The organism is Amycolatopsis japonica (assembly GCF_000732925.1).
GTDB lineage: Bacteria > Actinomycetota > Actinomycetes > Mycobacteriales > Pseudonocardiaceae > Amycolatopsis > Amycolatopsis japonica.
Window position 1 is genome coordinate 7,544,563 of sequence record NZ_CP008953.1, and the last position, 25,652, is coordinate 7,570,214.

Here is a 25,652-nt window from a genome sequence, read left to right on the forward strand (position 1 = left end):
CTGTGACACTTACCTGACGAATGTAACACCGATCCGCCGGGTCGCACAGTCGTTTCGGCGGAATGCCGAAATCAGAGCTGGTCCACCGCCGTGATCCGGATGACCGCCGAGCCCGCCTCGTCCGAAGCGGCCAGATCGACCTCGGCGCTGATGCCCCAGTCGTGATCGCCCGCCGGATCGTCGAAGATCTGCCGCACCCGCCAGATCCCCGGCTCCTGCTCGATGATCAGCAGCTTCGGCCCGCGCGCGTCCGGCCCGATGCCGAGCGTTTCGTGCTCGTCGTAGTAGTCCTCGATGGCGTCTTCCCACGCGTCCGCGTCCCAGCCCGACGCGGCGTCCAGCTCGCCGAGCGTGTCGTAGGCACGCCGCGAAGCCAGCTCCACCCGCCGGAACAGCTCGTTGCGCACGAGCACCCGGAACGCCCGCTCGTTCCGCGTGACCGCGGGCGGCTCGGACGGCGGCCTCGTCGAAACCGGGCCCTCCTCTTCGGGATGCCGCAAGGCTTCCCACTCGTCCAGGAGGCTGGAGTCGACCTGGCGCACGAGTTCGCCGAGCCATTCGATGAGGTCCTGCAACCCCTCGTTCTTGGCCTCGTCGGGCACCGTGTGGCGCAGCGAGTCGTAGGTGTCGGTGAGATACCGCAGCACCAGCCCTTCCGAGCGGGCGAGCTGGTAGAAACCGATGTACTCCACGAAGTTCATCGCGCGCTCGTACATGTCGCGCACGACGGACTTCGGCTTGAGCTCGTAGTCCTCGACCCACGGATGCCCTTGCCGGTAGCGGGAATACGCCGCCTCCAGCAGCTCCTCCAGCGGCTTCGGGTACGTGACGTTCTCGAGCAGCTCCATCCGCTCGTCGTACTCGATGCCCTCGGCCTTCATCGCCTGCACGGCCTCACCGCGCGCCTTGAACTGCTGCTGCGACAGCACCGGCCGCGGATTGTCCACAGTGGATTCCACAATGGACACGACGTCGAGCGGATACGACGGCGAGTCGACGTCGAGGAGTTCGATCGCGGCGAGCGCGAACGGCGAAAGCGGCTGGTTCAGCGCGAAATCGAACTGCAGGTCCACGGTCAGCCGGACGATGCGGCCCTGTTCGTCGGGTTCGTCGAGCCGTTCCACCACACCGGCCGCGAGCAGCGCGCGGTAGATCGCGATCGCGCGCAGGATCAGTTTCCGCTGGGCGGGACGGTCGGAGTGGTTATCCTCCAGCAGATGCCGCATCGAGTCGAACGCGTTGCCCGGCCGGGAGATCACGTTCAGCAGCATCGAGTGGCTGACGTGGAAGCTCGACGTCAGCGGCTCCGGCTCGGCCGCGATCAGCCGGTCGAAGGTGCTCTCCGTCCAGTTGACGAACCCTTCGGGCGCCTTCTTGCGGACGATCTTCTTTTTCTTCTTGGGATCGTCGCCCGCCTTCTCCAGCGCCTTGGCGTTTTCGACGACGTGGTCCGGCGCCTGCACGACGACGTAGCCGTCGGTGTCGTATCCGGCGCGGCCCGCGCGGCCGGCGATCTGATGGAACTCGCGCGCCTTGAGATGCCGTTGCCGCACACCGTCGTACTTCGTCAGCGCCGAAAAGACCACCGTGCGGATCGGTACGTTGATGCCGACGCCGAGCGTGTCGGTCCCGCAGATCACCTTCAGCAGCCCCGCCTGCGCCAGCTGCTCGACGAGGCGCCGGTACTTCGGCAGCATGCCGGCGTGGTGCACGCCGATCCCGTGCCGGACCAGCCGCGACAGCGTCTTCCCGAACCCGGCCGAGAAGCGGAAATCGCCGAGCATGTCGGCGATGGCCTCCTTCTCCGCCTTCGAAGTGACGTTGATGCTCATCAGCGTCTGCGCGCGTTCGATCGCCGCGGCCTGCGAGAAGTGGACGACGTAGACCGGCGACTGCCCGCCGTTGAGCAGCTCGGACATCGTCTCGTGCAACGGCGTCAGCGCATAACGGAAGGTCAGCGGCACCGGCCGCTGCGCCGAGGTGACCACCGCGGTCGGACGGCCGGTCCGGCGGGTGAGATCTTTTTCGAAGAACGAGACGTCGCCCAGGGTGGCCGACATCAGCACGAACTGCGCCTTCGGCAGTTCCAGCAGCGGCACCTGCCAGGCCCAGCCGCGATCCGGCTCCGCATAGAAGTGGAACTCGTCCGCGACGACCTGGCCGACCGGCGCGTCGGCACCGAAGCGCAACGCCATGTTCGCCAGGATTTCCGCCGTGCAGCAGATGATCGGCGCGTCGGCGTTCACCGCCGAGTCACCGGTCATCATGCCGACATTCTCGGCGCCGAAGATCTCGATGAGCTGGAAGAACTTCTCCGAGACGAGCGCCTTGATGGGTGCCGTGTAGTAGCTGCGGCGGCCGTGTGCGAGCGCGGTGAAGTGCGCCCCGACGGCGACCAGGCTCTTACCCGAGCCCGTCGGCGTCGACAGGATCAGGTTCGCGCCGGAGACCACCTCGATGATGGCCTCTTCCTGCGCGGGGTACAGCTCCAACCCGCGCTCGGCCGTCCAGGTGGAGAAGGCTTCGAACAGCGAGTCGGGGTCGGGATCCGCAGGCAGGAGGTCTGTAAGTGTCATCAGAGGACCTATCGTGCCATCCGTTGGTCGCTTCTTGCCCAGGGGTGATCGCGCCCATCGGCGGAAACCCGTAGGCTTCGCGGTACCGCGCACCTTCCGGGCACCATCACCCGGCCGCGCACACAGGCGGTAATCCGAGAGGGCTAAAGGAATGGCACAGGACATCATCCCGATCGAACTCGGCCTGCCACAGGGTGACGTCGTCACCCTCTGGGCGCCGCGCTGGCGGGAAGACGGCGAGGAATGGGAAGCCTTCCTCGGCGACGAGGAAGACCTGTACGCCTTCCCGGACGCCGCGCATCTCGCCGCCTTCGTGCGGACCTCCGAGCAGCACGACCTGCTCGACCACCCCGCGTGGGAGGTCGTCCCGGCGCTGAACGTGCCCGAGCTCATCCCGGACGACGACCACACCTACGACCTGGTGGGCGTCCCCGAGCTGGTGGCCGAGAAGCCGGACCAGTGGACGCTCGGCGAGCTGGCCGAGATCATCGGCATCGTGCGTTCGCTCGCGGACGTCTGCGAGCTGGACGAGGTCCACGAAGTCCTCGACGCGCACGAGAGCTTCTCGCTGCTGGACCAGGGCACGCTGCCCTTCTCCGGCCGCGACGGCGAGCGCCTCTGGGCGGACCTGTCGCAGGCGGTCTCCGAGAAGTGGGACACCGTCCTCGACGCGATCGACGGCCTGGTGACCGTCCCCGACGTCGACGAGAAGGTGCTGGAGCAGACGGCGGAGGAGCTCGCGACCTTCCTCGCGGAGTCCGCCGAGGCCGAAGCGGCCGCCGTCGACGCGGATCTCGTGGACGAGGACGACGAAGACGAGGAAGACGACGAGCCCGTCGGTTTCTGGGGCGAGGTCGGCATCGACCCCATCAAGATCATCACCTCCGGCGCCGAGTACTACACGCTGCGCTGCTACCTCGACGACAAGCCGATCTTCCTCGGCAGCGAAGGCGAGATCGACGTCTTCACCTCCGAGAAGGCCCTCATCCGCGCGATCGCGGACGGCAAGGAGCTGGCGGGCAACGACCTCGCCCAAGTGTCCACTTGGGACGAGGTGACCACGAAGGCCACCGCGGGCGAGCTCGAGATCGAGGTCGACACCGAGAACACCTATGTGCTCAACGGGATCGCCGACGACATCGCCGAAGGCCCGGAGTCGATCGACCCGACGCAGCTGGAGCTGGCCGTCGAGCTGATCACCGACGCCGCCGAGTGGGCCGAAGACGACAGCGTCGAAACCGCGCTGGCCGCCAACGAAAGCCTCGGCTGGCTGGTGTCGTTCGTGCTGCGGCCGGACCCGTCGCGGCTGGAGCCGAGCGCTCCGTTCGACGCCGAGCAGTCCGAGTGGCGCAAGCTCGTCGAGACCTTCGAAAACCGCCTCACGGTTCTCTGATCCACCCGCGAAGGGGCCCCTCAGGTTCGTCCTGAGGGGCCCTTTTCGTCTTTGACGGGCACCAGCGCCACGGCCAGTGCGGGGAAGACCGCAGCGACGCAGAACGCCAGCGCGTACCGCGAATCACCGATCACGAGACCCAGCATCGGCGGTGTCAGCGCGGCGGCGATGTTCTGGCCGGTGTTCTGCGTACCCATCGCCCGTCCGGCCCAGGCGAGCCCGGCCATCTCCGCCGACGCGGTGAACCCGAGCCCGTTGTCGGACACCGTGATCACCGCTGCCAGCACCAGCGCGAGCAGCACCAGCCACGGCCACGTCGCGTCCCCGAGCGCGACCAGCAGCATCACCGCGCCGCTCGCGATCGCCAGCTGCCGCATCGGCCGCAGCCTGCTGCCGACGCGGTCGGACCAGTAGCCCGACACCAGCCTGCCCAGCGCGCCGAGGATCTGGACGGCGCCGACGAACCAGCCCGCGGACGCCGCCGTCCAGTCGTGCATGGTCACCAGGTACACGGGGGTGAACGCGGAGACCGTGAACTGCGGGACGACGAGCAGCGCGCTCGCGCCGTGGACCCGCCACAACGCCGGCCTCCGGTACGGCGACGGCGGTTTCTCCCCCGCCGTCCCGGATTCCGGACGCGGTGGGTCGATCAGGAGCCAGGCGACCAGGAGCGCGACGCCGATCGCGGTCAGCGCGGGCAGCAGGAGCGAGACCTGGAAACCCCAGCGGTCCGCGAGCGGCGGGAGGCCGAAGGCGGCGACGCCCACCCCGAGCGGCTGGGCCATCTGGCGGATGCCCATCGCGAAGCCGCGTTCGGCCGGGCCGAACCAGCCGAGGACGGCCCGGCCGCTCGCGGCGTTCACTGACGCGGTGCTCGCGCCGGCGAGCAAGAACACCCCAAAGAGGATCCCGAGCGAGTGGTCACCGACGGCCGCGTACACGAGGAGTAACCCCGAGACGCCGAGCCCGATGGCCATTACCAAACGCTCTCCGTAACGGTCCGCGGCCGCGCCCCACAGGATCAAGGTGAACAACAGGCCAAGACTCGGCGCCGCGACGACGGTTCCCGCTTCGGCGAGCGTGAGACCCTCCGCACGCTGCATCGACGGCACCAGGAACGGGAGCCCGTAGAGGAACGAGCAGCTCGCGGTCTGCGCGGCGAGACCGAGCGCGAGGATGAGCCAGCGTCGTTTGCCGCCGATCCCCACGTCCGCGACCTGCGCCATCTTCGCCACCGTTCCACTATCTGGGAGATAACTCCTACATAGTGAACGATAGTTGTCACTGCTAACTAACGCAAGGCCGCGTACCCGGGCTTGATGACCGTGTTGATGATGTCGAGCCGCCGGTCGAAATCGAGGAAGGCGGATTTCATCGCATTGATCGTGAACCACTCGAGATCGGCCAGCCCGAAGCCGAACGCCTCGCTCAGGGCCGCGAATTCGCTGGTCATCGAGCAGCCGCTCATCAGCCGGTTGTCGGTGTTGACGGTGACCCGGAACCGCAGCCTGGCGAGCAGGCCGATGGGATGCTCGCCGATCGAGCGGGCCGCTCCCGTCTGGACATTGGACGTGGGGCAGATCTCGAGCGGGATCCGCCGGTCGCGGACGTAGGCGGCCAACCGTCCCAAATGGACCGTGCCGTCACTGTCGGTCTTGATGTCGTCGACGATGCGCACGCCGTGGCCCAGCCGCTCCGCGCCGCAATGCTGAATCGCCTCCCAAATGGACGCGAGCCCGAACGCCTCCCCGGCATGAATGGTGAAATGCGCATTATTCGTCCGCAGAAACTCGAATGCGTCGAGATTTCTGGTAGGCGGGAATCCGTCTTCCGGTCCGGCGATGTCGAACCCGACCACGCCGGCGTCGCGGTAGCGGACGGCCAGCCCGGCGATCTCCAGCGCCCTGGCGTGCTGGCGCATCGCGCAGAGCAACGTCCCGACGCGGATCCGGCCCCCGGCGGCCGCCACTCTCCGTTCACCTTCGGCGAACCCGGCCTGAATGGCCTCGACCACCGCATCGAGTGACAGTCCGCGTTCGACGAAGAGTTCGGGGGCATAACGCACCTCGGCGTAGACGACGCCGTCGGCCGCGAGGTCTTCCACCGCCTCGGCGGCCACTCTGACCAGCGCTTCCTCGGTCTGCATCACGCCGCAGGTATGCGCGAACGTCTCAAGGTACGAGACGAGGGAGCCGGAATCGGCGGCGTCGCGGAACCAGCGGCCGAGTTCCACGGGATCGGCGGTGGGCAAGGCCTCGTAGCCGGTCTGTTCGGCGAGTTCGGCGACCGTCGCGGGACGCAATCCGCCGTCCAGGTGGTCGTGGAGGAGAACCTTGGGAGCGCGGGCCAGTACCGCCTCCGGGATGCGGGATCTGCTGCTTTCAGAGGACATACGTAACGGTAACCAGCCTGTCATTCCCCTACATGGCTGTAAGTCTCATGCTTGACTTAACCCTCGGCTTTGTGGATCACCGGCTGAATCGGCCATCAGGGCAGAGCTCGGCATTGTCCGATACCCGGGGGCCATACGCAGAGCAATTTCGCAATGGATAAGCTTCACGTCACGTCCCTCCCATTTCCCCGCCCACGAAGGACACCGCAGTGACCACTGACAACCACATTGCAGCCCCGTCCTTCGACCGGATGCGCAACATGCTGGTGCGCGCGGCCGAAGTGCGTGAGAGCGAACAGCAGCAGATCTTCGACGCGCTCGACGACATCTACGCACGTCTGGCCCCCGTCGACTCGCTCGGCGCGGTGCGCAAGCGGCTCTCCGAGATGCCCGACCGCACCGAGACCAGCGTGCTCGCCGAGCGGCTCGACGAGACCATGTCGCGGCTCGAAGCGCAGGACACCGCGATCGCCGCGCTGACCCGCGCCGTCGAAAGCATCGTCGACAAGCTGGCCAAGCCGTTCGCTCAGCTCGACGGCCGCCTCGACGGCATGGCCGCGCGTCTGGAAGGCGTCGGGGGCCGGATGGACGGGCTCGAGGACAAGCTCCAGAACATCCACCGCCGTCTCGACGAGCTCGGCGCGCACCTCGACAAGCAGGACGTGAAGACCGACGCGCTGCCGCAGTCGGTGATCGGGCCGGTGCGCGAGCGCGTCGAGCAGGCCGAGTCCACCCTGCGGGACCGCGTCGACACCGTCGACCGCGAGCTGCGGACCCGCGTCGAGAACCTCGACAAGGCCACCAAGGAAAGCCTCACCGCGAACACCGAGGCGCTGAAGACCGCGCTGACCGAGACCGGCGAGATGATCGACGCTTCGGAGCGCCTCGACGGCCTCGGCGACCGGCTCGAGAAGGTCACCTCGCGGCTCGACGACCTGGCGGAGCGGCTCGACAAGGTCGAGGACGGCTTCACCGGGCGCCTCGGCGACCTCGACGGCTCGATCCGCTCCGGTCTGTCGAAGGTCGAGAGCACGCTGCAGAAGCAGCCGGACACCGACTCGGTCGACTCGCTGGTGCGCAAGAGCAACGACGAGTCCGTGCGCCGCATCGGCGGCCAGCTGGACGAGGCCATGGCGACCTTCGCGGAGCTGATGCTCGGCGGTGGCCCGGCCGTGCAGCAGATCTCCCCGCCGCCGCCCGCCCCGCGTCAGCCGCGTCGCAGCTCGCGCAACGGCCGTGCGCCCAAGGCGGCCGACGCCAAGGCGAAGGCCGACGGCGGCGACGAGTCCTCGGACTGACGCCCTCTCTTAACGCGTGAAGGCCCCCTTCCCACGGCTTCGCCTGGGACGGGGGCCTTCACGCTTCTACGGCCACGACCTGCGTTTCGCGGGCTAATCGCGATCCGGCGGTCGCCCGCGTTTCGTCCTCTAAATGCGGTGCACGTCCCGGGGCCCGGCGTCGGTCGGGCCGGGCCCGATGTCCCCAATGTGGCATTGGAGGCGCTCAGTGTCCCCAATGCCACATTGGGGACACCCGCCCCGCGCGACCTGCGTTTCGCGGGCTAAACGCGATCCGGCGGTCGCCCGCGTTTCGTCCTCTGGATGCGGTACTTGCGCGTGCAACTACCGCATCCAGAGGACGAAACGCGGGGGGGTGCCGGGGCGCGGACGCGCGAAGGCCCCCTTTAGGACGTTCAACGTCTCAAAGGGGGCCTTCCGGACACAGGCGCCGCGAGCAGGGCGACCGTCGGATCGCGTTTAGCCCGCGAAACGCAGGTCAGGGGCGCACGGTTTCCAGGACGAGCGGAGCGGAGGCCGGAGCCTCCGAGGAGACGGCGTAGGCGTCTTCGAGCGCAGCGAGAGCCGAAGGAACAGCCTCCGGCGTATCGGTGTGCAACTCCAGCAGCGGCTGCCCGGCCGCGACCTTGTCGCCCGGCTTCGCCAGGCACAGGACGCCGGCCGCGGCCTGCACCGGGTCCTCCTTGCGCGCCCGCCCGGCCCCGAGCCGCCAAGCGGCGACCCCGACCGCGTACGCGTCCAGAGACGTCAGGACACCATCGGCGGGCGCCGGAACCACGTGCACATAACGAGGCCGCGGCAAAGCAGCCTCCGGATCCCCGCCCTGAGCGGCGATCATCCGGCACCACGTCTCGTAAGCCCGGCCGGAAGCCAACACCTCGGCCGGGTCCACATCGGACAGCCCGGCCAGCGCCAGCATCTCCCGCGCCAACGCCACGGTCAGCTCGACGACGTCGGAAGGGCCGCCGCCGCGCAGTACCTCGACCGACTCCGCGACCTCGATCGCGTTGCCGACGGCGTGCCCCAACGGCACGTTCATGTCCGTGATCAGCGCCGTCGTCGCGACGCCGTGCGCGGTCCCGATCTCCACCAGCGTCCGCGCGAGTTCGCGCGCCTGCGGAACCGTCTTCATGAACGCGCCCGAACCCGTCTTCACGTCGAGCACCAGCCCAGCCGAGCCCTCGGCGATCTTCTTGCTCATGATCGAGCTCGCGATCAGCGGGATCGACTCCACCGTCGACGTCACATCGCGCAGTGCGTACAGCTTCTTGTCCGCGGGCGCCAACCCTTCAGTGGCCGCGCAGACCACCGCGCCGACCTCGTCGAGCTGCCGGATGATCTCCGATGTCGACAAAGAGGCACGCCAGCCCGGAATCGACTCCAGTTTGTCCAGCGTCCCGCCGGTGTGCCCGAGCCCGCGCCCGGACAGCTGCGGCACGGCCGCGCCACAAGCCGCGACGAGCGGCGCCAGCGGGAGCGTGATCTTGTCGCCGACCCCGCCGGTCGAGTGCTTGTCGATCGTCGGACGGCTGACCTTCAGGTCCAGCCGCTCCCCCGACGAGATCATCGCGCCGGTCCACCGCGCGATCTCGCCGGAGTCCATCCCCCGCAGGAAGATGGCCATCGCGAGCGCGGCCATCTGTTCCTCGGCGATGTCGCCGCGCGTGTACGCGTCGATCGTCCAGTCGATCTGCTCGTCGGACAGCCGTCCACCGTCCCGCTTCGCGCGGATGACGTCGACGGCGGCGAAAGCGCTCACGGCAGGTCGTCCGGTCCGAACGCGTCCGGCAGCACCGCCGACATCGGCAGGATGCCGCTCGGGGTGTCCACCAGGCAGTCGGCACCACCGTGCTCGAACAGGACCTGACGGCAGCGCCCGCACGGCATCAGCAGCGCGCCTTCACCGCTACGGCACGCGACGGCGACGAGCTTGCCGCCCCCGGTCAGCCGCAGCTGCCCCGCCATCGTGCATTCCGCGCACATTCCCAAGCCGTACGAAGCGTTCTCGACGTTGCAGCCGACGACGATCCGGCCGTCGTCCACCACGGCCGCGACACCGACGTGCAGGCCGGAGTACGGCGCGTACGCCGACTTCGCCGCCTCGATGGCCTGAGCCCGCAAGGCTTCCCAGTCGTACTCCGCCATGTCAGTCCTCACCTCGTCGGTACAGCGCGCCGTCGGCCTTCGGCGGCCGCAGCCGCTGCGAAGCCACCGCCAGCACGATCAGCGTCACGAAGTGCGCCGTGTACGGGATGAGGTCGCTGGGCAGGTCGTCGTTGGTCCAGTAGATCGCGTACAGCAGAGCCGCGCCGAAGACGCCGAGCGCGGCGGCGATCCACTGACGCCGGAACAACTGCACCGCCACGATCACGGCCAGCAGGATCACCGCGCCGTACAGCAGCGCGAGCACCGCGGTGCCGCCACCGGCGAGCTGGAGGCCGTCCGCGTAGCCGAACAGCGCCGCGCCGCCGAGCAGGCCGCCCGGCCGCCAGTTGCCGAAGATCATCGCCGCGAGGCCGATGTAGCCACGGTTGTTGGTCTGGTTCTCCAGGTAGTCCGCGCCACCCGCGAGCAGCACCAGCGACGCGCCACCCATTCCGGCGAGCCCGCCGGAGATGATCATGGCGACGTACTTGTGCAGGTAGACGTTCACGCCGAGAGACTCGGCCGCCACCGGGTTCTCACCACAGGACCGCAGCCGCAGGCCGAACCGCGTGCGCCACAGCACGAAGTAGCTGATCGGCACCAGCGCGATCGCGATCATCGTCAGCGGCGCGACCTCGGTGATCAGGCCGTTGAGGATGCCGGCGAGGTCGGAGATGAAGACGCGCTGCATCTTTTCCAGATCCGACAACCAGTCCGAGAGGAACGTCGCCGAGTACGTGTCGAACTTCGGCACCGGCGGCGACTGGCGCGGGTTACCCGAAAGCGGGGTGAACACCAGGTTCGCCAGGTACTTCGCGACACCGAGACCGAGCAGGTTGATCGCCACACCGGAGACGATGTGGTTGACGTTGAAGGTCACCGTCGCGACGGCGTGCAGCAGCCCGCCGAGCGCGCCGAACACGACCGCCGAGATCAGCCCCGCCCAGACCCCGCCGTGGTACGCGCCCCACGCGGCACCCCAGGTGCCGAGGATCATCATGCCTTCGAGGCCGATGTTGATCACGCCCGCGCGTTCGGCCCAGAGACCGCCGAGCGCGCACAGCAGGATCGGCAGCGCCAGCCGCAACGCGGTGTGCGCGGTGTTGGTCGAGGTCAGCGTGTTGACGCCGGTGGCGTACGACGCGATCGCGAGCACACCGACCGCCAGCAGACCCCAGATGGCGCCCTTGAGCCAGCCCGGGATACGCCGCTTCGGCGGCTTCACCGGCATGGTGGTGCCGCCCGTGTTGGGCGAAAGAACGTCCGCGGTGGTCACACCGCACCTCCCTCGGACACGCTGGAACCCTTGCGGCCGTTGCCCGCCAGCGCGCGACCCACGCGGCGTTGCTCGGCGGCCAGGTCGGCGCGGCGCACGATCTCGTAAGCGATGACGACCGACAGCACGATCACGCCCTGCATGATCGTGGCGATCTCTTTGGACACGTTGATCTGCTCCAGCGAAACGGCGGACCGGTCGAGGAACGCCCACAGCAGGGCGCCCAGCGCGATCCCGGCCGGGTGGTTACGCCCGAGCAGGGCGACCGCGATGCCGGTGAAGCCGTACATCTGGGTCGAGGTGATGCCGTAGCTGAAGTCGCGGCCGAGCAGTTCCGGCATCGCGACCAGACCGGCCACACCACCGGAAAGCAGCATCGCGATCAGCGTCATCTTCTTGGCGTTGACGCCACCCGCCGCGGCGGCCGTCGTCGATTCGCCGGAGGCCTTGAGTTCGAAGCCGAACCGGGTCCGGTTGAGCATGAACCAGTAGGCCGCGCCGATCAGCGCCGCGATGATCACGAAGCCGAACAGCTCGCCGGACCCGATCGGGATACCGGGGATCCGGCCGGTCTCGGCGATCTCGCGGGTGGCGATGTTGTTGCCGGTCTGCACGCCGAACTGGTCCGCGTTGACCAGGAACGCCACGATGCCGCCGACGATCGCGTTCAGCATGATCGTCGAGATGACCTCGGAAACCCCGCGGGTCACCTTCAGCACGGCGGGAATCGCCGCGTAGAGCATGCCGCTGGCCACCGCGACGATGAGGATCGCGATCACGTGGATCACCGGCGGCAGCTGCAGCGCCCCGCCGATGATGGCGGTGACGATGGCGGCGAACCGGTACTGGCCCTCGACACCGATGTTGAAGAGGTTCATCTGGAAACCGATGGCCACCGCGAGCCCGGACAGGTAATAGACCGTCGCGAGGTTCACCGTGTCGACGGCCGTCGAGCCCTTGAAGAGCTGGCCGATCATCGTGCCGTAGGCCTGGAGCGGATCCGCCCCCGAGATGATCAGCGCGATGGCCGTCAGGATGACCGCGAAAACGATCGCGAGCAGAGGCGGCAGCAGCCTCGTACGCCAGGAACTCACGCCGCACCGTCCTCTTCGGAGTCTTCGGAAGCACCCGTCATCGCGGAGCCCAGTTGCTGCGGGGTCACGGTCGCGGGGTCGGCCTCGCCGACCAGCCGTCCGCGAAGCATGACCTGAATGGTGTCGGAAAGCCCGATCAGCTCGTCGAGGTCGGCCGAAACCAGCAGGACGGCCAGCCCGGCGGCACGCGCCTGGCGGATCTGTTCCCAGATCAGCGCCTGCGCGCCGACGTCGACACCGCGCGTCGGATGCGACGCGATCAGCAGGACGGGGTTGCCGGAAAGTTCGCGCCCGACGATCAGCTTCTGCTGGTTACCACCCGAAAGCGCGGCGGCGGGGACGTCGATACCCGGCGTGCGGACGTCGTACTCCTCGACGATGCGGCGGGTGTCCTCCCGCGCGCCGTCGATGTCGAGCAACTGTCCTTTCGCGACCGGCTTGCGCGTCTGGTAACCGAGAATCCGGTTGACCCACAAGGGTTGCGTGAGCAGGAGGCTGTGCCGCGTGCGGTCTTCGGCGATGTAGCCGATGCCTGCCTCGCGGCGGGCGAGCGTCCCCAGTTTGTGCAGTTCGACGACCTTGCCGTCGGCCTCGGTCAGTTCGATCCGGCCGCCGCCCTTGCGCATGCCCATGATCGTCTCGACGAGTTCGGTCTGGCCGTTGCCCTCGACGCCGGCGATCCCGAGCACCTCACCCGCGTGCACGGTGAAGGAGATGTGGTCGAGCACGTTCCGCTCGGAACCCTCGACGCTCAGGCACACGTCGTCCAGGCGGAGGACGTCCCGATCGGTGACGGTGGACTCGCGGGTCTCCGGGCTGGGCAGCTCCGTGCCGACCATCATCTCGGCCAGCTGCCGTGAGGTGATCGTCTTCGGATCCGCCGTGCCGACGGTGGTGCCGCGGCGGATCACGGTGACCGTGTCGGCGATCGCGCGCACCTCGTCGAGCTTGTGCGAGATGAAGATGAAGGTGAAGCCGTCCTTCTGCATGGCGCGGACGGTCTCGAACAGCGCGTCGACCTCCTGCGGCACGAGCACCGCGGTGGGCTCGTCGAGGATGATGATCCGCGCGCCGCGGTAGAGCACCTTGACGATCTCCACACGCTGGCGGTCGGCGACGCCGAGCTCTTCCAGCAGCGCGTCCGGGCGGGCGCGCAGGCCGACGCGGCCGGCGAGTTCCGCCAGCTTCGCCCTCGCCGCGCGGCCGATGCCGTGCAGGTTCTCCGCGCCGAGGAAGACGTTCTCCCCGACGGTCAGGTTGTCGGCCAGCATGAAGTGCTGGTGGACCATCCCGATCCCGGTCTTGATGGCGTCCTGCGGGTTGCGCAGTTTCACCGGTCGACCGTTGATCGCGATGTCGCCCTCGTCCGGCTGCTGCATGCCGTAGAGGATCTTCATCAGGGTCGATTTGCCCGCGCCGTTCTCGCCGCAGACTGCGTGCACCTCGCCCTTGGTGACGGTGAGGTTGACGTCGGAGTTGGCCACGACACCGGGGAATCGCTTCGTGATCCCGGTCAGCTGCACGGCCGGTTCACCCCGGTCGGGGGCGTCGGTGACCTCGGCCTGGGGAGCGCTCATGAAAAAGCCATCCAGTTCTGGGGGTAAACAGGTGGGGGCTCGGAAGGGGTTACCCTCCCGAGCCCCGCTGCCAGACGAACCTTACTTCTGCGGCTTGTCCGAGACGGTGATCGCCCCGGAGACGATCTGCGCCTTGTAGCCGTCGAGGACGTCCTTGATGTCGTCGACCTTGCCGCCGGAGGTGGCGTAGCCGATGCCGTCGACCTTGAGGTCGAACCGCTTCGGCAGCGACGTCAGGTCGCCCTTCGCCAGCGCGCGCAGGTAGTCGAACACCGCCACGTCGACGCGCTTGAGCATCGAGGTGATGATGACGTCCTTCGACGCCTCGACCGTCTTCTGGTTGTACTGGTCGGAGTCGACGCCGATGGCCATGGCGTTGTTGGACTTGGCCGCCTCGAAAACGCCCTTACCGGAGGCACCGGCGGCGTGGTAGACGACGTCCGCGCCCTTGGCGATCTGGGCGGCGGCCTTCACGTTGCCCTTCGCCGGGTCCTGGAACCCGGAGAAGTCACCGGCCGGGGTGAGGTACTCGTCCTCGATCTTGGCCTTGCTCGACGCGGCCTTCACACCCTGAAGGAAGCCGGCCTCGAACTTCTGGATCAGCGGCGTGTTCACGCCACCGACGAAGCCCACGTGGCACTTCTTCGACTTGTAGGCGGCGGCGACACCGGCCAGGAACGAGCCCTGCTCCTCGGCGAACACCAGCGGGGTGACGTTCGGCGCCTTGACGGAGTCGTCGTCGACGATCGCGAACTGGGTGTTCGGGTACTTCGGCGCGATGGCGCCGACGGCCTTGGCGTAGGCGAAGCCGACCGCGATGACCGGGCTGAAGCCCTGCGAAGCGAGCTGGTCGAGACGCTGCGACTTCGCGGCCTCGTCCTCGGTCGCGGCGGCGGTGCTTTCGGTCACCGAGGTGACACCGAGCTCGCTCTTCGCCTTGTCGGTACCGGCGGCGGCGGAGTCGTTGAACGACGCGTCGCCACGGCCGCCGACGTCGAAGGCCAGCGCGACCTTGAGCTTGCTGCCGTCGACCTTCTCACCCGACTGCGCGGAGCTGCTCGACGCGGCCGGCGCGGCGGGCGGCTTCGGCGCCGTCACGCAGCTGGCAGACTGGTCCCCCGTGCTCGCGTTGTTGTTGTTCCCCGCACCCGAATCCTTCGCGCACCCGGCCAGTACCAGTGCACCGGCCATGGCGGCGGCGGCCAGCGCGGTTCCACGCATGCGACGCAACGTGTGTCTCCCTCCCCGCTGATCCAGCGGATGGTCCGAAGAAAGCGACCCGGCGACACTGCCGGGTTCGACCGAGGAACGGTACCTAACGGCCGCTTTGCTGCCATAGGAAAGGCACGCTACGTAACACAAACGTTTACTCATGAGTCGCGAGCGCGACGAACGGAGTACTCACGGTGATCGGAATGGAGTAATCGCAGGCAGTGCTCGGCCCCCGAGCCGCGTGACGCGCCCAAGATCGTCACGCACCGTTCAGACCCTCCGCCGGGACCGCCCGCGCGTCCACAGTGGACGAACCGGTGAGTTACCGGCCCTCGTCACTCGATCGTGCGAGGGTCCCGATGTCTGGTCCATCACACAGAGGAACCCGGAGGTGAGCCCACCGTGAGGTGCGGGTCTAGCATCCTTTTCATCCACGCTCGATGACCATGATCTCGGCACCGTCGCCGGAGCCGTCCCCAGGTGGACGTCCCGGCGGCAGGCGCGGAAACCAGCGGTCAGCGGGCCCAAGCCATGACGTTGGAGGCCGTTCACCGATGTCCACCACGGCTAGCACCGCCACTGAGGCGGCCGCGAGCGATCGGGCGGGTGCCTCACGCCGGCAAGGGACGTTCTACCGGGGAGACCCCGGTATGTGGTCCTGGGTGCTGCACCGCATCACCGGCGTGCTGACATTCTTCTTCCTCTTCGTGCACGTGCTCGACACCGCGCTCGTGCGCGTGTCGCCCGACACGTACAACGAGGTCATCGAGACCTACAAGACCCCGCTGGTCAACCTCCTCGAGGTCGGCCTGGTCGGCGCGGTGCTGTTCCACGCGCTCAACGGCATCCGGGTCATGCTGGTCGACTTCTGGGAGAAGGGACCGAAGTTCCAGAAGCCGATGCTCTGGACCATCCTGGCCATCTGGGTCGTGGTGATGATTCCGGGCGCGTTCTTCATGATGAAGCGCACCGTCGAGACGCTCTTCGGGGGTAACTGACCATGGCATCCGAAGTCCTCACCCTCGACAAGCCGCGCTCGCCGAAGCGCCCCGCCGCCCGCCGCAGCAACTTCGAGCTCTACAGCTGGCTGTTCATGCGCATCTCGGGCCTCGCCCTGATCGTGCTGGTGCTCGGCCACCTGTTCATCATGAACATCCTCGACGGCGGCGTGCACCGCATCAACTGGGGCTTCGTCGCCGGCCGCTGGGCCTCGCCGTTCTGGCAGTTCTGGGACCTGTCGATGCTGTGGCTCGCCGAGATCCACGGCGGCAACGGCCTGCGGACGATCATCGACGACTACGCCCGCAAGGACAGCACCCGGTTCTGGCTGAAGATCGTGCTCTACGTCTCGATGGTGCTGATCCTCGCCGTCGGCACGATGGTGATCTTCACCTTCGATCCCGGCATCTCGGCCAACTGACGCCCCACCACACGTTCAAAGCGGAGTCCTCATGCAGTTCCACAAGTACGACGTGGTGATCGTCGGCGCCGGTGGCGCCGGCATGCGCGCGGCCATCGAATCCGGCCAGCGTGCCCGCACCGCGGTCCTCACCAAGCTCTACCCGACGCGTTCGCACACCGGCGCCGCGCAGGGCGGCATGTGCGCCGCGCTCGCGAACGTCGAAGAGGACAACTGGGAGTGGCACACCTTCGACACGATCAAGGGCGGCGACTACCTGGTCGACCAGGACGCCGCCGAGATCATGGCGAAGGAAGCCATCGACGCGGTCCTCGACCTCGAGAAGATGGGCCTGCCGTTCAACCGGACGCCCGAAGGCAAGATCGACCAGCGCCGCTTCGGCGGGCACACCCGTGACCACGGCAAGGCCGCGGTGCGCCGCGCCTGCTACGCCGCGGACCGCACCGGGCACATGATCCTGCAGACGCTGTATCAAAACTGCGTCAAGCACGGCACCGAGTTCTTCAACGAGTTCTACGTGCTCGACCTGGTGCTGACCCCGGACGAGAACGGCAACCCGGCCGCTTCCGGCGTCGTCGCCTACGAGCTGGCGACCGGCGAGCTGCACGTCTTCCAGGCGAAGTCGATCGTGTTCGCCACCGGCGGCGCGGGCAAGATCTTCAAGACGACGTCGAACGCGCACACCCTCACCGGTGACGGCCTCGGCATCATCTTCCGCAAGGGCCTGCCGCTGGAGGACATGGAGTTCTTCCAGTTCCACCCGACAGGTCTGGCCGGGCTCGGCATCCTCATCTCCGAGGCCGTGCGCGGCGAGGGCGGCATCCTCCGCAACGCCGACGGCGAGCGGTTCATGGAGCGCTACGCCCCCACCATCAAGGACCTCGCGCCGCGGGACATCGTCGCCCGGTCGATGGTGCAGGAAGTGCTGCAGGGCCGCGGTTGCGGGCCGAACAAGGACTACGTCGTCCTCGACGTCACGCACATCCCGGAAGAGACGCTGAACGCGAAACTCCCGGACATCATGGAGTTCTCGCGGACGTACCTGGGCGTCGACCCGGTCACCGAACCGGTGCCGGTGTTCCCGACCTGCCACTACGTGATGGGCGGCATCCCGACCAACATCCACGGCGAAGCGTTGCGGGACAACGAAAACGTCATCCCCGGCCTGTACGCCGCGGGTGAGGTCGCGTGCGTGTCCGTGCACGGCTCGAACCGGCTCGGCACGAACTCGCTGCTCGACATCAACGTGTTCGGCCGTCGCGCCGGCATCGCGGCCGCCGAGTACGCGCTGGCGCACGAGCACATCGAGCTGCCGGAGAACCCGACCAAGGTGGTGGAAGACCAGCTCGCGCTGCTGCTTTCGGAGCACGGTGACGAGCGCGTCGCCGACATCCGCACCGAGCTGCAGCGGACGATGGACTCGCACGCTTCGGTGTACCGCACCGAGGACACGCTGAAGCAGGCGCTGACCGACGTGCAGGCGCTGAAGGAGCGGTACAGCCGGATCACCGTGTCGGACAAGGGGAAGCGGTACAACACCGACGTCCTCGAGGCCGTCGAGCTGGGCTTCCTGCTCGAACTCGCCGAGGTCCTCGTCGTCGGCGCCCTGGCGCGCAAGGAATCCCGCGGCGGGCACGCGCGCGAGGACTACCCGAACCGCGACGACACGAACTTCATGCGGCACACCATGGCCTACAAGGAGGGCGAAGGTCTCACCGCCGACGTCCGCCTGGACTACAAGCCGGTGACCTTCACCCGCTACGAACCGATGGAGCGGAAGTACTGATGACCACGGCAACCCCCGAGAAGTCGGAGGCCGTGTCCTCCGACCACACGCCGATCACCGTCACGCTGAAGATCCTCCGGTTCAACCCCGAGATCGACAACGAGCCGCACTGGGAGTCCTACGACGTCCCGGCGCAGCGCACCGACCGGCTGCTGAACCTGCTCTTCTACGTGAAGGACTACATCGACGGGACGTTCTCGTTCCGGCGCTCGTGCGCGCACGGCGTCTGTGGTTCCGACGCGATGCAGATCAACGGCATCAACCGGCTGGCGTGCAAGGTCCTGATGAAGGACCTGCTGTCGCAGGACGGCAAGAAGACGACGATCACCATCGCGCCGATCAAGGGCCTGACGACGCTCAAGGACCTTTACGTCGACATGGACCCGTTCTTCGAGGCGTACAAGGCCGTGAAGCCGTACCTGATCGCCTACGGGAACGAGCCCACGCGCGAGCGGATCCAGTCGCAGGCCGACCGCGACCGGTTCGACGACACGACCAAGTGCATCCTGTGCGCCTGCTGCACGTCCTCGTGCCCGGTGTACTGGAACGACGGCTCGTACTTCGGCCCGGCCGCGATCGTCAACGCGCACCGGTTCATCTTCGACTCGCGTGACGAAGGCGCCGAAGAGCGTCTCGACATTCTGAACGACTCCGAGGGTGTCTGGCGCTGCCGGACGACGTTCAACTGCACCGACGCCTGCCCGCGCGGTATCCAGGTGACGAAGGCGATTCAGGAGGTTAAGCGCGCTTTGCTCTTCAAGCGCGTCTGACGCTTCTGGACTGTCCGTGAAGGCCTCCTTGAGGGACCCAGAGTCCCTCAAGGAGGCCTTCACGGATTTCTGGGCAGTTATCCACAAGGGGTGGGTTATCCACAGATCGCGGAAGTGTGTCTGGTGATCGCGATGCCGACCGGCCCACTCTGTGGTCATGAACAAACGCGGCAGATGGGCTGAGCACCCCGAACTGCTCCAGCAGCGGAGCCGGCACGGCGTCATCAAGGCGACGACCTTGGAGTCGCTCGACATGAGCAGCAAGGTCATCTATCGAAGATGCCTACCCGGCGGTCCATGGCAACGCCTGCTACCAGGGATCATTCTGCTGCACCAGGCGCCCCCGACCATCGACGAACGGGTGATCGGCGCGCTCTTGCATGCGGGTCCTCGCGCACTCGTGACCGGCGTGGAGGCTTGTCGCCGACACGGGCTTCGTCCCCGTGAGCTACCTCCGGACAAGGACGTTCACGTTCTCATTCCGCATGAACACAAAGTCCGCAGCGCTGAATTCGTGACCGTCGAGCGAACCCATCGTCTGCCTGAAGCCCGAACCCACCAAGGCGTTCCCCTCGCTCCGCTCGTCCGTGCGACCACGGACGCTTGCCGACGCCTGCGGACGGTCGAACCCGTCGGGCGCCTTCTCGTCGAAGCCATCCAGCATGGCCGGTGTTCGCCTGAGGCGCTGGCCTACGAACTGAACAAGGGTTCCAAACGAGGCACCGCGATCCCGCGCAGAATTCTCGGTGAGTGGCAGGATCTCTACTCGATCGCGGAAGCACGAGCCAAGATCTTGAGTCGCAGTCTCCTCGTTCAGCCGAGCCACTGGAACCCGGAGATCTGCGACAGCCGCGGCGGCTACATCGGTCGTCCTGATGCTTGGTGGGACGACATCGCACTCGCGTGGGAGATCGACTCGTTCGACTTCCATTTCCACCGCGAGGACTACAGGCGCACTGTCATGCGCAATACGCGCTACGCGGCCGCCGGGATAGTCGTCGTACAGACCTTGCCTTCCCGCTTGCTGACAGATCCCGCCGGAGTTCTGGCCGAACTGGAAGCGGCTCGCCTCGCCGCCGCCGCACGCCCGCGCCCACCTGTCGGTCTGATCTCTCGTGCGGCTTGATCGTCCGTGAAGGCCTCCTTGAGGGACTCTGGGTCCCTCAAGGAGGCCTTCACGGACAGCCGCTACTCAAGGATGCGAGCGTCCAGCGAGTGATGGTCGGCGGCCGAGTCGGCAGTGCCGGGAAGCAGGTCGAAGGACTCCGGATCGATGCGGTCCACAGCGCCCGTGCTCACATCCCGCAGCATGTTGTACAGCCCCGCCATCACCGCGCGCGTGAAGTGTTCCCGGTGTTGCTGCCCGAGCGTCTGCGTCTGCCCGCGCACCTCGAACAGCACCGTCCCCGTCCCGTTCAACGCGAACGAACACCGCGCCTGCCCGGGCAGGTCACGATCCGCGCCATGCGGATACCGCGCCCCGACGAACCCACGCGACGTCATCCCGTTGAAGCCACTGATCGCCAGCTGCCGCGATTCGTCCTTTGTGTACACATCGCGGTACTTCGCGTATTTCTGGCCGGGCTCGAAGAACTTGTCCGGCAGCGGCGGGTAGTCGATGCCGACGTCGAGGAGCCGGTTGCTGCCTTCCTGGCGGACGCACGCGCCTTGATGGTGCAGATCGACGTAGACGTCAGGCACCTTCCCGCGCCGGGCGGTCAGCTCCATGTACACCGACCGCAAAGCCCGCGCCTCGGGCGTGATGAACCAGCCCGGCTGATCCGGTGCGCCCGGGAAGTCCTCCGCGCGCGGGACGTAGTTCAGGTCCGGATTGAAGTCGCGGTTGACGTCGAACCCGGGCCGCTTCCGGTAGTCGTCGCCCTGGAGGACGTCGCTGAGATAGTTCCAGGCAGGCGGCCGGTCCTTCAGCTGGGGGAACTTCCGCTGCACCTCGGCCCACGAGAGGTCGTTGCCCCGCCGGTCGAGTTCGGCGCCGTCCGGGTTCAGTTTCGGCACCGCGACGAAGGTGATGGTCTTCCGCAGCCGCTCGGCGTCCCGCGACTCGGAGGTGCCCAGGTAGTCCAGGATCCGGAGCAGGGCGTCGGTGCCGGTCTTCTCGTTCCCGTGGATCTCGCTGGAGACCACGAAGACCTTCGGGCCGGTCCCGACGGTCGCTTGATGGATCACCCGGCCGCGGTTGGACCGCCCGACCTCCTTGACCGCTACGCGCCCCTTGCTCACGCGCTCAAGCCTGCCGAGTTCCCGCACCATTTCGCGGTAGTCGGTGAACTCGTTGATGGGCAGCTCCCGCGGTTCCTCGCTGCAAGGCGCCACCGGAGCCGCCGCCGCGGGCGTGCTGACCAGCGGGAGCATCGCCAGCCCGACTACCACGGGAACCAACCGACCGAACACCGACATCGTGAACTCCCCACTGTCGAAGGTGTTCACAACGTAGCGAGAACGCACCGGTCGCGAATCCGGCGAAAGGTGCTTCGCCGCCAAGAAGACCGTTGGAAACGGTGTGTGACTGAGATAGCCTGGAGAGTCACCAAGCCGGGTGACCGAGGGGCGGCGAGGCGATGGGTGCTGGTTCGGAGCTGCGCAAGATTCTGTCCCAACGACTGCTGCCCTTGATCGCGGAGATCGAAGAACTGGTCTATCGCTACGGGTACATCCGCGTTTTCGGCAGCGCGGTGGCCATGTTGGGAACGGCGGGGCTACTCGGACAAGTGCTCGGCATCGCCTGGCTGCGGACGACGTTCGCGACAGCGGCGGCCTTCCTGTTCGTCGTCGCCGCGTTGGTCTCGTTCGCCGGCGGCCAGAAACAGCGGAACAAACTGACCAACGCGGAGAACATTCTGCACGGCTACGCGGACGCCATGCACACGGAATCACCGATCGTCGTCAAGGAGTGGCGACAGGACGTGATCATCGAAGACAACGGTGACGCATACTGCCAACGCACGTTGATCCTTGACGCCGCGGCCAACGGAAAGCCCCGGTATGTCTCGATCAATCTGGTGTATTACGGAGCCGGCCCGCTCACCGACAGGGCCAGACGCAAGGTCGTCTGCAAAGCGTTTCACGCGGGAGCCGAAAACTCGGCGGAACGCACGCGCGCCAACGCGACGTCGACATGGAAGACCGCTCGGAACGGGAAGCCTCGCCTGGACGTCTATGTCCACCTCGGAACATTTGTCCAGGACGGCGACCTGGTCACCGTCGAGTGGTTCTGGCCGAAATACTCCGCCGACCTCATGAGTGGTGCGGCACCGGAGGCCTTCGACGTGGTTTTCGACAAGGAGGTCAGCAGCTTCACTCATCGAGTCGTGTTCCGGAACATCCGGAATCCGTCACTTTTCACCGTGCGAAACCAAGGCGCGCGAAATTTCAAGAAAGAGACTCAGGGCAGGGACGTGATCGTGGAGTTTTCCGCGACCCGCCCGGAGATGAATCAACAGATGGGCTTCATCGCGGACTACACCCGCAACGGATGAGCAGAGGCCGGGAAGCATCAGCTTCCCGGCCTCTGCCGAAGACCTCGGGTGGTCAGTTACCGCCCGTTTCGGAACCGCCGCTCATTGTGAATTCCATTCGAGTATATCCATCTGGGTCGCCCACGATACACCTGAACTCTTGAGCAGCGCTTCTCGTGGTCCATCACTTCTGTGTGAAATTACTTCACCGCGTCCAGGGCGTTGACGCGGCCGTGCCCGTAGTACGAGTTGTCCTTCGCCGGGCCTTCACAGACCGGCGCCGCGGTGCCGCAGGGAACCTCGTCCGCCTGGTGCTCCAGCAGCCAGGTCAGCAGCCGCGGCGGAGCGTGGCGGTAGCGGGAAGCCAGCAGCGCGGCGACACCGGCGGCGTGCGGGGACGCCATCGAAGTACCGCACTTGGCGCCGTAGCCGCCGTTGAAGATCGTCGACAGCGGGCAACCGACACCCTGGCCGGCGGGCGGCAGCTGGGCGCGGTCGCCACCGGGGGCGGTGACCGAAACGTCGTCGCCGTAGTTGCTGTACGACGACTTCGTGCCCGCGTAGCCGATGGCCGAGACGTTGACGACGCCGTCGATGGCCTTGGGCAGGATGCCGCAGCTCTCGTCGACCGGGTGCGGGCGGTTCGGGTCGGTGGTCTGCTCGTCCGGGTCGAAGCCGCTGTTGCCGGCGGCGGCGACGTTCAGCACGCCACGGCCCGTCGAGTAGGTCACCGCGCGGCGGACGGCCTCGAACGCGGCCGCGTCGCCCGGCTCCTTCGCGCAGTAGAACATGCCCGGGTCGATGTAGTAGCTGTTGTTCGTGACCGGGAAGCGGTGCTTCGCCGCCCACATGAACCCGCACACCGCGGCCTCGGGGAGGATCAGGCCGTCGTCGTTCACGACCTTCACCGACGCGAGCTTGACGCCGGGCGCGACACCCGTGAAGCCGCGCGACGCGTCCTTGCCCGCGATCGTGCCGGCGACGTGCGTGCCGTGGTCGGAGTTCGTGGGCGCCCAGGCGGCGGGCGTGGTGTCGGGCGCGCCGCTGTTGCAGCCTGCCGACACGTTCGGGTCGAGGGCCGCCTTCAGCGCGGGGTGGGTGGGCTCGATGCCCGAGTCCAGCACGCCGACGGTCACCGAGCTGCTGCCACCGGAGATCTTGTTCGCCTCGGGAGCCTGGATCGCCCGCATGTCCCACTGCTGGGCCGACAGGTCCTCTTCGACCGCGACGCTGGTGGTCTCTTCGTTCTCCTTGGTGTCGACCACGGCGGAGCGGGTCGCGCGGGCGGTGGCCGCCGGCGGGAACGCGACGTCACGGCCGCCCGAGTAGGCGCGGAAGACGCCGATCTTCGCCTGGAAGTCGGCGTTGCGCGAGGTCGCCACCGCGACCCCGATCTCCGGGTAGTACGCGACCTTCTCGCCGCACTTGGCGCGCAGCTCGCTGTCGACCTTGCGCTCCGGGGTACGCGGGTTGTAGAGCACCACGTAGTTGAACGGCGCGCTCGCGGTGTCGCACTGCGGCGCGGGCGCGGCGCTCGCCGACGGGGCCGCGAACACGCTTCCCGCCGCCGCCGCGACGAGCGCGGGGACGAGCAGGCGTCTGATCCGGGACATTCCACCTCCATGATTCGGTGGAGTGAACGTAAGCGAGCCGAAGGCGGGCCACCACCGTCAAAAGGACGACAAACCGGATCAGGCGTCAGCCTTTTCCGCGTCCCGTGACTTGGCGCCACGAAGCGTGCGCAGACCGATGACGCCGATGATGGTGCCGAGCACGAACGAGACCACCGTCAGCACCGCGTGCACGATGAAGTAGGCGGTGGGCGAGCCGTCCGCGGCCCAGGCGCGGTCACTGTCCCAGAGGTTCTTGGCGAACGTGATCCAGATGATCCACGACCAGACGCCGAAACCCAGCAGGAACATCGAAGTACCTCGCGAAATGCGCATGCCCCTGAGTATGCAGCGGGCCCGGCGACGCTACATTGCTCGGGTGCACAGCGCTATCTCCCGGTCGCTCCTGGTCCTCGTTTCCGGTGTGCTCGCCCTCGCGGTGACGCCGGTGGCCACAGCCGCCCCGAAGCCACCAGCCCAGGCGCAGCCGTGCGCGAACAAGACGACGCCTCCCCCGCCCATCGACACTTCCGAGAAGCCGCGTCCCGGCGAGGCCGCGCCGGAGCCGTTGCCGGTCCCACCGGTCCCGGTGGGCGGCGACCGGATGGCCGAATGCGGGCTCGTGCTCCCGAAGCGCGCGCTGAACCCGCCCGAGGGGAACACCTCCGCGTCGTGGGTGCTGCAGGACCTCGACAACGGCGACATCATCGCGGCTAAGGACCCGCACGCCCGTCAACGGCCGGCGTCGCTGATCAAGGTGCTGCTCGGGCTGGTCGTGGTCACCGAACTCCCGCCGAACAAGAGCATCGTGCCGACCAAGGAAGACGCCGAGCAGGAGTGCACCTGCATGGGCATCGCCGCGGGCGGTCAGTACACAGTGGACCAGCTGCTGCACGGGCTGCTGATGCATTCGGGCAACGACGCGGCGCACGCGCTCTCCACCGTGCTCGGCGGGGTGGACGCGACCGTCGCGAAGATGAACGCGCTGGCCACCCGCATCGGCGCCACGGACACCCGGGCCGCGACGCCGTCCGGGCTCGACGGCCCCGGTATGTCGACCTCGGCCTACGACATGAGCCTGATCTTCCACTACGCGATGAAGAAGCCCGAATTCGCCAAGGTGGTCAAGACCAAGAGCTTCGAAATCCCGCCCACCGCGGGAAAGCCGCTCATCACGATCTACAACGACAACAAACTCCTCGGCAGCTACCCCGGGTTCACCGGCGGGAAGACCGGTTTCACCGACGACGCGCGCCACACCTACGCGGGCAGCGCGGTCCAGAACGGGCACCGGATCGGGGTCGTGATGCTTCGCGCCGAGCAGCGCCCGACGCGGGTCGTCGAGCAGGCGGCGAAACTCCTCGACTACGGCATCGCGCTGCGCGAGGCCAAGGCCGAATCGGTGGGGCGTATCGAATACCGGTCACCGGAGACCGCGAACGCGGACCCGGCCAACGCCACACCGAACGGGGACGGAGCGTCGAACAGCGGCGCCGCGGCCGCGGCCGAAGACCCGTTCGGCGTGACGGGCTGGATCATCACGCTGGTCGTGTTCCTGATCATCGTGGCGTCGTTCGTCGTCGGTCACCAGCGGAAAAAGGCCATGGCGGGCGAGTAGACCGCGGAA

General features: G+C 67.4%; 21 protein-coding genes. 9 read left to right on the forward strand and 12 right to left on the reverse strand.

Features of this window, described 5'->3' with window-relative positions; translation table 11 throughout:
- Nucleotides 1–71 precede the first annotated feature (71 nt).
- Entirely contained in the window at nucleotides 72–2,576 is a 2,505-nt protein-coding gene (locus AJAP_RS34745; protein ID WP_038519416.1) for a DEAD/DEAH box helicase, read from the reverse strand.
- Between the two features lie 151 nt (nucleotides 2,577–2,727).
- Here AJAP_RS34745 and AJAP_RS34750 point away from each other — a divergent pair, with 151 nt between their 5' ends.
- Complete coding sequence (locus tag AJAP_RS34750; RefSeq protein ID WP_038519419.1) at nucleotides 2,728–3,969, forward strand: hypothetical protein; 1,242 nt, start codon at nucleotides 2,728–2,730, stop codon at nucleotides 3,967–3,969.
- A 20-nt stretch (nucleotides 3,970–3,989) separates the two neighbouring features.
- On the opposite strand, the gene AJAP_RS34755 is transcribed toward AJAP_RS34750, so the two are convergent.
- Nucleotides 3,990–5,195, reverse strand: a complete 1,206-nt coding sequence (locus AJAP_RS34755) for an MFS transporter (RefSeq protein ID WP_038524449.1) — start codon at nucleotides 5,193–5,195, stop codon at nucleotides 3,990–3,992.
- Nucleotides 5,196–5,260: 65 nt separating this feature from the next.
- Complete coding sequence (locus AJAP_RS34760; RefSeq protein WP_038519422.1) at nucleotides 5,261–6,361, reverse strand: adenosine deaminase; 1,101 nt, start codon at nucleotides 6,359–6,361, stop codon at nucleotides 5,261–5,263.
- Nucleotides 6,362–6,570: 209 nt separating this feature from the next.
- On the opposite strand from AJAP_RS34760, the gene AJAP_RS34765 reads away from it, so the two are divergent.
- The gene (locus tag AJAP_RS34765; protein WP_038519424.1) at nucleotides 6,571–7,659 is read left to right on the forward strand and encodes a hypothetical protein; all 1,089 of its coding nucleotides are present in this window, start codon (nucleotides 6,571–6,573) and stop codon (nucleotides 7,657–7,659) included.
- 478 nt (nucleotides 7,660–8,137) lie between these two features.
- Here AJAP_RS34765 and AJAP_RS34770 read toward each other — a convergent pair whose 3' ends face one another.
- From AJAP_RS34770 to AJAP_RS34795, 6 genes are all read right to left on the reverse strand, one after another.
- The gene (locus AJAP_RS34770; RefSeq protein WP_038519426.1) at nucleotides 8,138–9,418 is read right to left on the reverse strand and encodes a thymidine phosphorylase; all 1,281 of its coding nucleotides are present in this window, start codon (nucleotides 9,416–9,418) and stop codon (nucleotides 8,138–8,140) included.
- Nucleotides 9,415–9,804 (reverse strand): cytidine deaminase, encoded by a 390-nt coding sequence (locus AJAP_RS34775; protein WP_038519427.1) that lies wholly within the window; start codon nucleotides 9,802–9,804, stop codon nucleotides 9,415–9,417. The genes AJAP_RS34770 and AJAP_RS34775 overlap by 4 nt, the downstream gene beginning before the upstream one ends.
- 1 nt (nucleotide 9,805) lies before the next feature.
- Nucleotides 9,806–11,080, reverse strand: coding sequence for an ABC transporter permease (locus AJAP_RS34780; protein ID WP_038519431.1), 1,275 nt, complete (start codon nucleotides 11,078–11,080; stop codon nucleotides 9,806–9,808).
- Nucleotides 11,077–12,174, reverse strand: a complete 1,098-nt coding sequence (locus AJAP_RS34785) for an ABC transporter permease (protein WP_038519432.1) — start codon at nucleotides 12,172–12,174, stop codon at nucleotides 11,077–11,079. The genes AJAP_RS34780 and AJAP_RS34785 overlap by 4 nt, the downstream gene beginning before the upstream one ends.
- Nucleotides 12,171–13,751 carry an ABC transporter ATP-binding protein gene (locus tag AJAP_RS34790; RefSeq protein WP_037332427.1) on the reverse strand — a complete coding sequence of 527 codons (1,581 nt, stop codon included), beginning with the start codon at nucleotides 13,749–13,751 and terminating at the stop codon, nucleotides 12,171–12,173. The genes AJAP_RS34785 and AJAP_RS34790 overlap by 4 nt, the downstream gene beginning before the upstream one ends.
- 81 nt (nucleotides 13,752–13,832) lie before the next feature.
- The gene (locus tag AJAP_RS34795; protein ID WP_038519437.1) at nucleotides 13,833–14,972 is read right to left on the reverse strand and encodes a BMP family lipoprotein; all 1,140 of its coding nucleotides are present in this window, start codon (nucleotides 14,970–14,972) and stop codon (nucleotides 13,833–13,835) included.
- 545 nt (nucleotides 14,973–15,517) lie between these two features.
- On the opposite strand from AJAP_RS34795, the gene sdhC reads away from it, so the two are divergent.
- From sdhC to AJAP_RS34820, 5 genes are all read left to right on the forward strand, one after another.
- Complete coding sequence (gene sdhC, locus AJAP_RS34800) at nucleotides 15,518–15,961, forward strand: succinate dehydrogenase, cytochrome b556 subunit (protein ID WP_073847418.1); 444 nt, start codon at nucleotides 15,518–15,520, stop codon at nucleotides 15,959–15,961.
- A 2-nt stretch (nucleotides 15,962–15,963) separates the two neighbouring features.
- Nucleotides 15,964–16,383 carry a succinate dehydrogenase hydrophobic membrane anchor subunit gene (locus AJAP_RS34805; protein WP_007032045.1) on the forward strand — a complete coding sequence of 140 codons (420 nt, stop codon included), beginning with the start codon at nucleotides 15,964–15,966 and terminating at the stop codon, nucleotides 16,381–16,383.
- Between the two features lie 31 nt (nucleotides 16,384–16,414).
- A complete protein-coding gene (gene sdhA / locus AJAP_RS34810) occupies nucleotides 16,415–18,169 on the forward strand; it encodes a succinate dehydrogenase flavoprotein subunit (RefSeq protein WP_038519440.1) in 1,755 nt (584 codons plus the stop codon).
- Nucleotides 18,169–18,939 carry a succinate dehydrogenase iron-sulfur subunit gene (locus AJAP_RS34815; protein WP_038519442.1) on the forward strand — a complete coding sequence of 257 codons (771 nt, stop codon included), beginning with the start codon at nucleotides 18,169–18,171 and terminating at the stop codon, nucleotides 18,937–18,939. The genes sdhA and AJAP_RS34815 overlap by 1 nt, the downstream gene beginning before the upstream one ends.
- A 157-nt stretch (nucleotides 18,940–19,096) precedes the next feature.
- Nucleotides 19,097–20,065, forward strand: coding sequence for a hypothetical protein (locus tag AJAP_RS34820; protein ID WP_148311617.1), 969 nt, complete (start codon nucleotides 19,097–19,099; stop codon nucleotides 20,063–20,065).
- Between the two features lie 62 nt (nucleotides 20,066–20,127).
- Here the strand turns inward: AJAP_RS34820 and AJAP_RS34825 are convergent, their stop codons facing one another.
- The gene (locus AJAP_RS34825) at nucleotides 20,128–21,357 is read right to left on the reverse strand and encodes a M14 family zinc carboxypeptidase (RefSeq protein WP_228694720.1); all 1,230 of its coding nucleotides are present in this window, start codon (nucleotides 21,355–21,357) and stop codon (nucleotides 20,128–20,130) included.
- Nucleotides 21,358–21,518: 161 nt separating this feature from the next.
- On the opposite strand from AJAP_RS34825, the gene AJAP_RS34830 reads away from it, so the two are divergent.
- Nucleotides 21,519–22,436, forward strand: coding sequence for a hypothetical protein (locus AJAP_RS34830; protein ID WP_038519445.1), 918 nt, complete (start codon nucleotides 21,519–21,521; stop codon nucleotides 22,434–22,436).
- A 179-nt stretch (nucleotides 22,437–22,615) separates the two neighbouring features.
- On the opposite strand, the gene AJAP_RS34835 is transcribed toward AJAP_RS34830, so the two are convergent.
- Entirely contained in the window at nucleotides 22,616–24,028 is a 1,413-nt protein-coding gene (locus tag AJAP_RS34835) for a S8 family peptidase (protein WP_038519448.1), read from the reverse strand.
- Nucleotides 24,029–24,106: 78 nt separating this feature from the next.
- On the reverse strand, nucleotides 24,107–24,361 hold the full coding sequence (locus tag AJAP_RS34840; RefSeq protein WP_125732324.1) for an SCO4848 family membrane protein: 255 nt from the start codon (nucleotides 24,359–24,361) through the stop codon (nucleotides 24,107–24,109).
- 43 nt (nucleotides 24,362–24,404) lie between these two features.
- Between AJAP_RS34840 and AJAP_RS34845 the strand changes: the two genes are divergently transcribed.
- Nucleotides 24,405–25,643: a D-alanyl-D-alanine carboxypeptidase family protein gene (locus AJAP_RS34845; RefSeq protein ID WP_038519450.1), complete on the forward strand. Its 1,239-nt coding sequence runs from the start codon at nucleotides 24,405–24,407 to the stop codon at nucleotides 25,641–25,643.
- Nucleotides 25,644–25,652 lie beyond the last annotated feature (9 nt).